General features: G+C 45.4%; 11 protein-coding genes and 1 tRNA gene. 8 read left to right on the top strand and 4 right to left on the bottom strand.

Annotated elements, in window-relative coordinates; translation table 11 throughout:
- Positions 1-169: 169 nt before the first annotated feature.
- The 6 genes from P2W76_RS04885 to P2W76_RS04860 all read left to right on the top strand — a co-directional run bounded on the left by P2W76_RS04885 (position 170) and on the right by P2W76_RS04860 (position 5486).
- Positions 170-255 (top strand) — tRNA-Leu (locus P2W76_RS04885).
- 368 nt (positions 256-623) lie between these two features.
- On the top strand, positions 624-851 hold the full coding sequence (locus tag P2W76_RS04880; protein WP_276346422.1) for a hypothetical protein: 228 nt from the start codon (positions 624-626) through the stop codon (positions 849-851).
- 129 nt (positions 852-980) lie between these two features.
- Positions 981-1424, top strand: coding sequence for an HAD family hydrolase (locus P2W76_RS04875; protein WP_276346421.1), 444 nt, complete (start codon positions 981-983; stop codon positions 1422-1424).
- A gap of 371 nt (positions 1425-1795) precedes the next feature.
- A complete protein-coding gene (locus P2W76_RS04870; RefSeq protein ID WP_276346420.1) occupies positions 1796-2623 on the top strand; it encodes a glycoside hydrolase family 16 protein in 828 nt (275 codons plus the stop codon).
- A gap of 78 nt (positions 2624-2701) precedes the next feature.
- Entirely contained in the window at positions 2702-3112 is a 411-nt protein-coding gene (locus P2W76_RS04865) for a hypothetical protein (RefSeq protein WP_276346419.1), read from the top strand.
- Between the two features lie 4 nt (positions 3113-3116).
- A complete protein-coding gene (locus P2W76_RS04860) occupies positions 3117-5486 on the top strand; it encodes an ABC transporter permease (RefSeq protein ID WP_276346416.1) in 2370 nt (789 codons plus the stop codon).
- A 46-nt stretch (positions 5487-5532) separates the two neighbouring features.
- Here P2W76_RS04860 and P2W76_RS04855 read toward each other — a convergent pair whose 3' ends face one another.
- Both P2W76_RS04855 and P2W76_RS04850 read right to left on the bottom strand, forming a co-directional pair.
- Positions 5533-5871 (bottom strand): cupin domain-containing protein, encoded by a 339-nt coding sequence (locus P2W76_RS04855; protein WP_276346415.1) that lies wholly within the window; start codon positions 5869-5871, stop codon positions 5533-5535.
- Positions 5872-5898: 27 nt separating this feature from the next.
- Positions 5899-6375 carry a regulatory protein RecX gene (locus tag P2W76_RS04850; RefSeq protein WP_276346413.1) on the bottom strand — a complete coding sequence of 159 codons (477 nt, stop codon included), beginning with the start codon at positions 6373-6375 and terminating at the stop codon, positions 5899-5901.
- Positions 6376-6419: 44 nt separating this feature from the next.
- Between P2W76_RS04850 and P2W76_RS04845 the strand changes: the two genes are divergently transcribed.
- Both P2W76_RS04845 and P2W76_RS04840 read left to right on the top strand, forming a co-directional pair.
- Entirely contained in the window at positions 6420-8903 is a 2484-nt protein-coding gene (locus P2W76_RS04845; RefSeq protein ID WP_276346412.1) for a bifunctional UDP-N-acetylmuramoyl-tripeptide:D-alanyl-D-alanine ligase/alanine racemase, read from the top strand.
- Positions 8896-9486 carry a DUF502 domain-containing protein gene (locus P2W76_RS04840; protein ID WP_276346411.1) on the top strand — a complete coding sequence of 197 codons (591 nt, stop codon included), beginning with the start codon at positions 8896-8898 and terminating at the stop codon, positions 9484-9486. Before P2W76_RS04845 ends, P2W76_RS04840 begins: the two co-directional genes overlap by 8 nt.
- Positions 9487-9494: 8 nt before the next feature.
- Here P2W76_RS04840 and P2W76_RS04835 read toward each other — a convergent pair whose 3' ends face one another.
- Complete coding sequence (locus P2W76_RS04835) at positions 9495-10070, bottom strand: 2'-5' RNA ligase family protein (RefSeq protein WP_276346409.1); 576 nt, start codon at positions 10068-10070, stop codon at positions 9495-9497.
- Positions 10071-10149: 79 nt separating this feature from the next.
- The gene (locus P2W76_RS04830) at positions 10150-12195 is read right to left on the bottom strand and encodes an OPT/YSL family transporter (protein WP_276346408.1); all 2046 of its coding nucleotides are present in this window, start codon (positions 12193-12195) and stop codon (positions 10150-10152) included.
- Between the last annotated feature and the right edge of the window lie 47 nt (positions 12196-12242).

Here is a 12242-nt window from a genome sequence, read left to right as displayed (position 1 = left end):
AATAACCATTCGCTCGGATGGTGGATCCCGATAGCAATCGGGAGGTAGACACATCCCGCAGGGTTGTCAGAGCAAATTTAATAACCATTCGCTCGGATGGTGGATCCCGATAGCAATCGGGAGGTAGACACATCCCGCAGGGTTGTCAGAGCAAATTTAATAACCATTCGCTCGGATGGTGGAACTGGTAGACACGCAGGACTTAAAATCCTGTTCGCCCTAAAGCGAGTGCGGGTTCGATTCCCGCTCCGAGTACGAAAAGCCCTCAAATTTTTTGAGGGCTTTTTTGTTTCTATGGCATCGATTTATATATTATATTCTGGAAAACTTGATAAGCTTTATACAGGTAGTTGTATGGATTTGTCCTATCGTATTGTATTCAAAATTTAAAGAAGTATCCGGAAATGATCGAAAAACTGATGCTGCGTTATAGATGATGGTGGTCCCGATAGCTATCGGGATGGTAGACACGCAGGACTTAAAATCCTGTTCGCCCTAAAGCGAGTGCGGGTTCGTACCGATAGTTATCGGCACCCGCTCCGAGTACAAGCCTGAAATGAAAGTTTCAGGCTTTTTAGTTTTATCACTCAGCAATACTTTCCTCATAACTCCTATCTTCGCACATGGAAGAACCTTTCGACATCTACATAGGATCAACAACCTATTCCGTGTTCCCTGAAGAAGATAACACATTCACTATTTTCAAAGAAGGAAAAGAATATGTGCACGTTCAAAAAGATACAGAAGGCGTTTGGTTAAAGCTGGACCACGAAACCGATCTTCCGATCTTCGACGACGATGCCGAGATAAATGAAATTGGCCGGCAGATAAACCTGAATCAAGCCGGATAATGCTTGCACTGATTATTGACCTTGATAATACTATTTATCCGGTAGCCTCCACCAGCGGCACTTTATAAAGAGACAATAGAAGCCGCAAAGAAGGACATTCAGCGTACACCTTTTCATAAGGTTGCAACCATGCATAATTTTCCGGCAGAATTGGCCCGGCAAGGTTCTGAACTCCTCCGCAATATGGAGTATAAAGGCGGGATGGACGTCTATGATGATTATTCATACATCAAAAGCCTTCCGGCGAGGCGATTTCTGCTCACGGCAGGATACACCAGGCTTCAAATGAGCAAGCTGGCTTGTCTTGGCATTACAGATGACTTTGAGGAGATCTTTATTGTTGATCCTGACTTTACTTCCGAGACAAAAAAGGAAGTAATCCAACGGATTATTGACAAATATCAATTGAGGAAGGGAGATATTATAGTGATCGGCGACGACCTCGAATCGGAAATCAAAGGAGGGCGTGAACTGGGTCTAAAAACCTTCCTGATGGATGCGGCAAACCGTTACCCTGAGGAGCCAGGGGAGTCGAAAGGTACAAAGCTTAGCGAGGTAGCTAAAGTTTTGTGAGCTTTCGATTCCTGTTCATTATTTTGTCAGACGCTTAGACTCCCGGAAAAGTACTTATTAGTTTAAACACACTCTTTGAGTTGATATTCCCGCCGCCTTAATCCATAACGGAAAGCCAAAAATTACAGAGGCCGGTCTGACATCCTGACCGTTCGCTGCCGAACATTTACCGTCCGTTTACGAACAGTAGGAACAATCTGCATGTCTCTTTAGTGGCCTGTTTTTCAATTGATTACAGGGTCGGCACGTATTGTGTATTGCATGGTACTGTATTGTAAGGTTTATGCATGTGTAGACATTGGTGGAGCAGACAGTTTAAAATATGAGAAGTATAATGATCAGTTTATTTATTTCCTGTTGGGGATTTACGTATGAATAAAATTTTAAAAGTGGCTTTTCTGGCTGTTGTTTTATCCTCTTCGTGCCGGATAATAAACACGGTAAAAACTGATAATTATATCTATGTACAAAAGGAGCAGCGGAAAAGCAAAAAATGGAAGCTGGTGTGGAACGATGAGTTTAACGGAGCTGCTCTTGATCTTACTAAATGGAGTAAGATCGGCCCCGGCCAAAGCGACTGGAACAAGCATATGAGCACGTTTGCGGGTTGTTATGACCAAACAGACGGGAAGTTATTTCTCAAGGGGATTAGGACGCCTGATACACTAAAGGATTCAAGGCCGTACATCACCGGAGGGGTTTATACAAAGGGTAAATTTGCCTTTCAATACGGAAAAATAGAGATCCGTGCAAAGCTTGAATGTGCCCAGGGTGCATGGCCCGCGATGTGGATGCTGGCTGAGAAGGGAAAGTATGGCGCTTATCCCAGAAATGGCGAAATAGATATTATGGAACATCTGAATAGCGATTCTATAGTTTATCAAACTACACATTCTTACTATACCCTTAATTTAAAGCAGACGAACAATCCTCCGCATTCGGGTAAAGCAAAAATAAATGTGGATGATTACAATACATTCGGACTGGAGTGGTATCCGGATAAACTGGTCTTTACAGTGAACGGAAAAGAAACGTTTACCTATCCGCGCAAGCCAGATGCCGATGCGAGCCAATGGCCTTATGATCAGCCGTTTTTTGTGATGATCGATCAGCAGCTAGGCGGCAGCTGGGTTGGTAGAGTAGATATTAATCAATTGCCTGTGCAGATGATTGTTGATTGGGTGAGGGTGTATCAGTGAGAGGTATTGAGGTATGAGGTATGTGGTCTGAGGGGGAGCTGATAAATAATTAAAAATATATATCAAACAATTTGAAACATGAAAAGTGTAATAATCACATTATTAATCTGCCTGACGGGGACATTAAGCAGTTTCGCGCAATGCGAAGAGAATGCAGTGTTAAGTACGTCAAAAACGAATCTTGCGGATCCATCCGGTAACCCAACTGGTGTAAAGGATGAAAAAACAATACTTAGGTTTTCGAAAACAGCTGTCCTCCTCAATATAGATGGTGTAGACAGGGGCGAGCTGAAGATCGTTTCGCAGACCTGCAAATGGACCACGCCGTTCAAGGAAGGAAAAAGTGTCATTAATGCAATCATGAACGATAGCGATTATACACTCACCATTGAGGGAAAAGATGGCAAGGTTAGCCTTCACGTTGTGAAAAATCTGTCGGATGACAGTATCCTAACGATGACCGCAGATAAATTCGAAAAGACAAACTAATGTTATGATAAAAAACTATCTTCTCACTGCCATTCGTAACCTATCGAAAAATAAGGTATTCTCAGCCATCAATATCCTGGGCCTCGCCCTCGGGCTAGTTTGCAGTCTGTTCATTTATCTCTGGGTAGATGATGAGCGGAATATGAATAAATTTCATGCAAATTCGGAGCAGCTTTATTCCGTATTCAAGCGGGTATATTCAGCAGGGGAGATCGAGGCCAATTATTTTACTCCCGGGGTATTGGCAGAGGAAATGAAGAAAGTTCTGCCTGCTGTGCAACTGGCCAGTTCTGCATCTCAGAGCCGGGAGCATACTTTCCAGGTGAACGACAAGATCCTTAAGAAAGATGGACTATTTGCGGGCGCTGATTTCCTGAAAATGTTCAGTTATACTGTATTGGAGGGCGACAGAAATACCGCATTAAATACTCCTGATGATATGGCCATTTCAAAGAGCATGGCTGAAGCCTTCTTTGGAAGTTCGCAATTAGCGATGGGAAAGACCGTTCGTTTTGAAAATCGGCGTGACTTTAGGGTAACTGCAGTTTTTGATGCCCAGCCTAAAAATTCAACATCCAAATTCGACTACCTAATAAACTGGGAGGCTTTTCTCGCGGATAATAATAATATGAAGAGCTGGGGAAATCATGGAGTAGGCACTTTTGTGCAGTTAAAAAAGGGTACAGACCCGGAAGTGTTTGCTAAACAAATCAAGAATTTCCTGAATAAATATGACCCGCAGGAGGGTGATTTTAAGATAGAGTTTGGCCTGCAGCGCTATGATGATATGTATCTCAACTCTAAATTTGATAGCCAGGGGCAACCGGAAGGTGGCAGAATTGAATATGTACGCTTGTTCAGCATTGTTGCAGTATTTATTTTACTGATCGCTTGCATCAACTTTATGAACCTGACCACTGCCCGTTCTGTTAAACGTGCCAGGGAGATTGGAGTCAGAAAGGTTGTTGGTGCGGTGCGTGCCTCCCTGATCGCGCAATTCATTGGCGAGGCGATACTACTCGTTTTCATATCGACCTTGGTTGCCCTGGCCCTGGTAGCTGTCCTGCTGCCGGTTTTTAATAATATTACTGGGAAGGAAATTGTTTTCCCTGTGGGTAAAGGCCCATTCTGGCTGATCATGGCGGGGGTAACAATTACTACAGGCCTTGTTTCGGGCAGCTATCCGGCCTTGTTTCTGTCGTCATTTAATCCTGTCAGGATCTTAAAAGGGACGATGAAATTAAGCGGCGGGAATGTGGTGTTCCGGAAAGGGCTGGTTATATTCCAGTTTGCGCTTTCGATCATGCTGATCGTGGGAACTATCGTAGTATCTAAGCAGGTGAATTATATTAAGACAAAAAGCCTTGGTTTTGATCGTCAGAACCTGATTTTTGTGCCTCAGGAAGGCGAATTGAATCAGAAATATACACTGTTTAAAACAGAGGCTTTGAAAATGCCTGGTATCGGGTCGATATCCAGAACCGAGCAGCAGCCTGTCAACATCTCATCGGGAACCTGGGGAATAGATTGGGAGGGTAAGCCAGCGGAAATGAAACCTACATTCAGCTATGCAGGCGTTGGGTTTGATTTCGTAAAAACAATGAACATACAGGTACTGCAGGGACATGATTTCAGACCAGGATTTGCTGCAGATTCTGTAGGGTATATTTTAAACGAGGAAGCTGTAAAGCAGATAGGTTATACCGATCCTGTCGGCAGATCATTTACTATGTGGGGACGCAAATCGACCATTGTAGGTGTAGTGAAAAATTTTCATTTTAATTCCCTGCATGAACCGGTAAAGCCAATGGTACTGTGGCTTGGTGATCCGGGTTACAACGGGAATATTCTTGTGAAAACCAAACCGGGCCAAACAACGGAAGCTCTTGCGAGCCTGGCAAAATTGAGCAAAGAGCTTAATCCGGCTTTTCCGTTCAGCTATAAATTCGCAGATACGGAATATAATACGCTTTACAAAAGTGAGCAGATGATCGGTGTTCTTTCCAATTGTTTTGCATTCCTTGCCATCTTTATTTCATGCCTGGGTTTACTGGGACTGGCAATGTTTACCGCTGAACAACGTATTCGTGAGATTGGCATCCGCAAGGTTCTTGGAGCGAGCGTTATAGGAATTACGGAATTGCTGTCTAAAGACTTCCTGGTATTAGTTGGCATTTCCGCGTTGATTGCATTCCCTGTAGCATGGTGGGCGATGAACACATGGCTGCAAAGCTTTGCCTACAGCATTTCAATCAGTTGGGGGGTATTTGCAATAGCAGGTTTACTGACGGCATTTATTGCGCTGGCGACGATTAATTTCCAGAGTGTTAAGGCAGCGTTGATGAACCCGGTGAGAAGCTTAAGGGCGGAATAAAATAATAAGGGGCACTGAAGAGTTCTAAATGAGGGTTACCGGTGGGCTATCCCAAAAAATCCTCCCTCATCGGACTGAACACATCGACCAGTACCCCTGTTTCGATACACAATACCCCGTGAATATGGTGCGGCCTGGCGTAAAAACTATCGCCGGCTTTCAGCACCTGCTTTACACCGTCGATGCTTGCCTCGAATACGCCGCTCGCGACGTAAGTGACCTGCGAGTGATAATGCTCGTGCAGCGGCCCGATTGCACCAACCTCAAACTTTACCTTTACCAGCATGATCTTGTCATCATAACCGCAGATCTTGCGTGATACGCCATCACCAAGGTCTTCCCACTGGGTTTGGTCATCAAGTTGGAATACATTTGTTGCAGGCATAATTAAAACAGCTTAGGGTTGAGGGTATTAATCCTTTAAAATGTCAGAAATCAAGTCCTGTTCAAATCCTTTGGACGCCGCGAATCTACCTAAAAGATAGCGCATTTTGTATGGATCAGGCTCCCTGAGCGTAGCTGCTTTTTTTTCGATCAGGCTTTTTAATTTTGCGATATAATCATCCGGATCGATCGCTTTAAGCGATTTTGCGATCATCTTATCCGGTACCCGTTTTAGTTTGAGTCCCTGTTTGATCTTTATTTTTCCCCAGCCTTTGATGCGGAACTTGCCAAGTGTATAAGCCAGCGCAAAACGTTCTTCGTTGAGGAAGTTAGATTCGATGAGTTCTGAAATGATCTCTTCAACCTCCTTTTGGTGTAAACCCCATTCGTAAAGCTTATTTCTTACTTCATACTGGGAGCGCTCCTGGTAAGCACAATAACTCTCAGCCTTAACCCTGGCCTGTGCTCTGCTGAAAACTTTCGGGCTGCCTGCTTCGTTTCTCAAATCGATGAAATATCGTAAATATTTAATTTATTCCTTAAAATTTAATGAAATTCGCAACAATGAGGCATTTTCTTTATCCTGTGGAAGAACTTGTAGCCGGCATGAACGCCAGGGCTTACATACAGATGCCAGATGCGGTGGTCCGGACTCTCCTTACGGACAGCAGAAAGTTGAGCAATATCGGTCAGGCCTTGTTTTTTGCGATCCAGGGCCGGCGGGATGGGCACACATTTATTGCCGGTGCTTATCAGGCAGGAATAAGGAATTTCGTGATCTCAGACCCTGGATTTGATCACCTTCAGTTTGCCGGTTGTAATTTTTACCTGGTTGGAGATACATTACAGGCTTTACAGGATCTTGCAGCTGTCCACCGTAGGAAATTCAACTATCCGGTGATAGGTATTACGGGGAGTAATGGCAAAACAATTGTCAAGGAGTGGCTTTACCAATTGCTGGCGCCGGGCAGGAACATCGTACGCAGCCCTAAAAGCTATAATTCGCAACTGGGGGTACCGGTTTCTGTGTGGGAGATGACTGAAGAGAACGACCTGGCTATATTTGAAGCGGGTATATCCAGGACAGGTGAAATGAAGCCGCTTGCAGCTATTATACAACCCACTATAGGGATTCTTACAAATATTGGCGAGGCTCACCAGGAGGGATTCAAGTCCAGGGCCGAAAAGATCAGCGAAAAGCTCAATCTATTTAAAGATGCCGGACTTTTTATCTATTCCGATAGATACCTGGATGAGTATGAGGGCGAGATTCCCGGCATGGAGAAGTTTACCTGGGGATACCGCGATGGGGCAGATCTGGAAATTTATAGCCACAGGGTGTCAGAGGGAAATGGTCAGCAGCTCAGAGGCAAATTTAGAGGTATTGAGGTAAGCGCCCTGATCCCTTTCTCAGACCAGGCATCGATAGAGAACGGAATAATCTGCTGGGCGACGCTGCTGGCCTTAGGGTACAGCCCTGAGGAAGCCAGTAAGCGGCTGGGAAAACTCCTTCCTATTGGGATGAGGCTGGAGTTGAAGAACGGGATAAATAATTGTTCCGTTATTGATGATTCGTATAGCCTGGATCTGTCTTCGCTGGCTATAGCGCTCGACTTTCTCAAACATCAGAACCAGCACCCTAAGCGGACACTTATCCTTTCCGATATCCCGGGCACGGATTCAGAATCGGTTTATGCACAGGTAGGCCAGATGCTGCAAAGCAGGTCGATAAACAGGTTAATGGGTGTTGGAGAACGTATGACGAAGCACACTGCCTGTTTTACGTGCGACAAGCAATTCTTTCGAAGCACCGGCGATCTGATAGATGCCTTTTCATCGCTTAACTTTCAGAATGAGACCATCCTTCTCAAGGGTGCGAGGGTCTATGAGTTTGAACGTATAAGCCAGATGCTCACTCAGAAGGTCCATGAAACGGTGATGGAGATAAACCTTAATGCGCTGGAGCATAACCTCAATTATTATAAAGGCCTGCTGACTTCGGGCACCAAAGTGATGGCTATGGTAAAAGCCTTCTCTTACGGCAGCGGGAGTTTTGAGATCACTAACCTGCTGGAATTTAACGGCGTGGATTATCTCGCTGTAGCCTATGCTGATGAGGGAGTGGCTCTCCGGAAAGCTGGTACCAGCCTTCCCATAATGGTGATGAGCCCCGATTTACTCGCCTTTGATGCTATTATTGATTATAAGCTTGAGCCAGAGATCTACAGCCTCAGGATTTTCCAGGAATTCATAAATACTCTTTCTGCCAAAGGACTGCATTCATATCCCATCCACATTAAGCTGGATACCGGGATGCACCGGCTCGGCTTTATGGAAAGTGAGCTTGATCCGTTGCTCCAGGGCCTGAAAGGCAATACATTAGTGCATGTTCAAAGCGTGTTTTCGCACCTAGTGGCAAGTGAGGACGAGCAGCATGATGCATTCACCCAAGAACAGATAGATCGTTTTACGCGCTTGTCGGACAGGATAATATCAACCCTGGACTACCCGGTGTTAAGGCATTTATCTAATACATCGGGCATAAGCCGCTGGCCTGATGCCGCCTTTGATATGGTTCGCCTCGGTATCGGCCTTTACGGGATTGATCCTGTTCATGCTGCAGGCGGTGACAAATCTCCGCTACAAACCGTAACTTCGCTGAAAACCAGTATTTCCCAGATCAAGGATATTCCAGCCGGCGACACGATCGGCTATGGCAGGGAGGGAAGAATGCCTGAGGGTGGGAAAATTGCGACGGTAAAGATAGGTTACGCCGACGGGTACAGCCGTAAGTTGGGCAACGGAGCCGGTAAAATGCTTCTTCATGGCCGGGAAGTGAAAACCATCGGTAAGATCTGCATGGATATGTGCATGATCGATATTACGGGTATTGACGCTGCAGAAGGGGATGAGGTCATCGTTTTTAACGATAAGATCAGGGTTGAAGATCTGGCAAAGCAAATGGGAACAATTGCATATGAGGTCCTTACAGGGATATCACAACGAGTAAAACGGATTTATTATTATGAATAGAATAGTCAGGGCTTTATTTAATTACATGGTCAGGGGCGCCCTGGTGATAGTCCCTATTGCCGCCGCGATTTTTCTGATCTATTGGATATTTGTCAAAGTTGATACTGCACTGAACCTGAGTGATGTTATATGGGTGGACCAGGCCGGGAAGCCGATCTATATCCCTGGCCTGGGAATATTAACCGTATTAATCATTCTTATTGTTGTAGGTATTGTTGTTACTAATTTTGTAACGGACCCTATAAAGAAGTGGTTCGCAGGCTGGTTTAAAAGGTTACCTGTATTTAATGTAATATATACCTCTTTTAAGGACCTGACGGAGGCTTTTGTAGGTGATGATAAGAAGTTCAGCGAGCCGGTAGTGGTGGAGGTGAACGAAACCGGCTTGAAGAAAATAGGATTTATTACCCAGAAAGACCTTACTAAGATCGGCTACCCGGGAGAGGTTGCCGTCTACTTTCCGCTTTCATACTCCTTTGCCGGACAGTTGTGTATTGTTAGTATAACACGCGTAAAGCCTCTGAATATGAGCGCCAGCGAAGCAATGAAGTTTATTGTATCTGGTGGGGTGAGTCAGTTGTGAATGAGATACTAATCAAATAATTCTGCCTGTCTCATCATCATTGACAGTTTAAAATCACTGATCCTGCGCCATTGCTTTCCATCGTGTTTTAACAAACTAAAGTGATCGAGCATAAAGCTGCGCTTGAAGCGGGCATCTTTATATTCTTCCCATATCATAGGGAAAACTTCCGGCAGGATATCGCGGTAGGCGATAGTCAGATGAGGGCGGAAAGGCAGTCGTTTAGCGCCGGCGGGCTTTTTGTCAATCTCGTGCCTGCGGAATACTGACGCGACGGCACGCTGCAGTTTCATAATCTCCGCATTTTTCAGCGCCCTGATCACAACGGCGTGCATATCGAAAGCTTCGAAATTTTCAAGTTCCTGCTTGAACGGGTGCAGGCCCGAACCCGCGGACTGAAGTAAGCGGAACATTCGTGCTTCGAACGTTTCTTCCATTTTAAAAGGAGGGTATAGTGTTATATGCACCGGCGGCTTTAATGCCTTTTGTACACCGAATTTCTCCGCGCAATGTACCCTTATTTCATGGATCTGATTCGAAAGGTCCTCCGGAGGAAGGACTGCTATTAAATATAAGCTCTGCATTAGAAATAGATTAGGGTTTAAATATACTAAAAATATTAGTAATTTAAACCCTGATCTAAAATATGCAGGTCGTAAAGCCTTATTTCTTACTTATCGCGATTCGGTATAACACGACACCCATTATTACAAAGAACCCGAATCCAAGTATTTGAAATCCGCCTTCGCCCAGGGCAGAAGTGAGACTGTGTTCAATATTCAAACTTGAAACCGGTGCCGCTGTATTTTCGAATGCCATCAGGAATGCATATATAACACCCATCAAAGCACCACCCGCAACGAGTCCCGTGGCAAAAAGGTTTCCTTTCCCCAGGTCCTCATCCTCGGTTTTCTCATGTTTGTCTTTAGACCTGCGGTCAACCAGTCCCTTAATTGCCCCGCCGGCGAAAATAGGAAGCGTTGTTGCTAGCGGTAAGTAAGCTCCCACGGCGAATGATAGCGACTTAACGCCGCAAAGTTCCATCGTGATAGAAAGGAATACTCCGACAAGCACGAACTGCCAGTCAAGATTAAAGGAAAGCAGGCCCTTAATGAGTGTAGCCATCAGTGTTCCCTGCGGTGCCGGATACATTTCTGTTCCAATAGCATGATTGATACCCTGTGATAGCATTTCGGCATTTGGCCTGTCGAGAATAGATAATGTTGCGCCAATGACTACTGCTGAGACTATTGCTCCGACAAACAGGGCTAGTTGCTGATACCTGGGAGTAGCGCCGACTATATAACCTGTTTTTAAATCCTGGGAGGTAGCGCCAGCATTTGCTGCAGCAATACAGATCATACTTCCCACAACGAGTGCCATAGGTTCATAGAGCTGGCCCGACCAGCCGATACTGATAAAGATCAGGCAGGTACCCATCAAGGTTGCGATGGTCATTCCTGAGATGGGATTGGAGGAGGTGCCGATCAATCCCACGATACGGCTTGAAACAGTTACAAAGAAAAAGCCAAATACTACTACGAGTACGCCGATAAGAAGTTTATTGAGAATAGAATCACCCGGGATCTGGGGTAAGACGGCCATGAGTACAATCAGGGCAATACTGCCCAAAATTACAGTATTGAAAGATAGATCGTCGTCAGTACGTTTAACAGCGGTCTTACCATCCATTTTATTGATCGATGCAAGGCTCGATTTAAACGAGGACACTATAGTTGGAATGGTTTTAAGCAGGGTAATAAAACCACCGGCTGCAACTGCTCCTGCACCAATCTGCCTCACATAGGCCAGATAAATAGCTGTTGCAGTATTTTCAAATGTTTTGGTCGCAGGATCCCATCCGGCAGAACTGCCGGGACTTAATACGTCTTTCAAGTATCCCAGCTTGACAAGCTGCAGGGCTACGCTTTCTGCGGGCACAAGGGTAGCGAGAAGAGGTATAAGGCCAAGCCATGCAAGCACCCCGCCAGCTACGAGTACTCCGGCTATCTTCGGTCCGATAATATATCCTACACCCATGTATTCCGGGGTGATCTCTCCATTGACAGTAGCAGAGGGAAAATATTTATTTGCCTGAGTAGTTGCCCAGGTAGGAGTTTCGGCAATGACATGAAAAACCTTTTGCAGTATGGCGTATGCAAATGCAAAGCCCAGCCCATAATATGCAGTTTTTGCAAAGTCGCCGCCTTTCTCACCTGCGATAAGAACCGAAGCGCAAGCCGTACCCTCAGGGTAAGGCAGGTTATTATGCTCTTCAACGATGAGAGATTTACGGAGTGGGATCATCATCAGCGTTCCGAGGATCCCGCCCAGGGCAGCTAGGAAGAATATTGGCCAGTATGAGAAAAAGGACTCGCTGTTGCTGCCGGCAGACAGGAACAAAAATCCCGGCAGGGTAAATACAACTCCGGCAGCTATCGACTCACCTGCCGATCCGGTTGTCTGTATTATGTTGTTCTCAAGGATCGTGGTCTTGAAAAATTTGCGGCCTATGGAGATCGCTAATACAGCTATGGGAATAGATGCAGAAACCGTCAATCCAGCCTTCAGGGCCAGATAAACCGTTGCTGCGCCAAAAATGACCCCGAATATTGCCCCGAGCAATACGGATTTAACCGTGAATTCGGCAACTTTGCTGTTAGCAGGAATGTAGGGTTTAAATTCCTTCTGTGTTTGAGTTTCTGACATATTTTGCTTCGCTTTGCTCGCAATGACACAGGGTGTAGTAGCGAGGT

This window comes from Daejeonella sp. JGW-45 (genome assembly GCF_029360805.1).
GTDB lineage: Bacteria > Bacteroidota > Bacteroidia > Sphingobacteriales > Sphingobacteriaceae > Daejeonella.
Note: the sequence above shows the minus strand (reverse complement) of the source record. Positions and strands in the feature narration are given on the sequence as shown.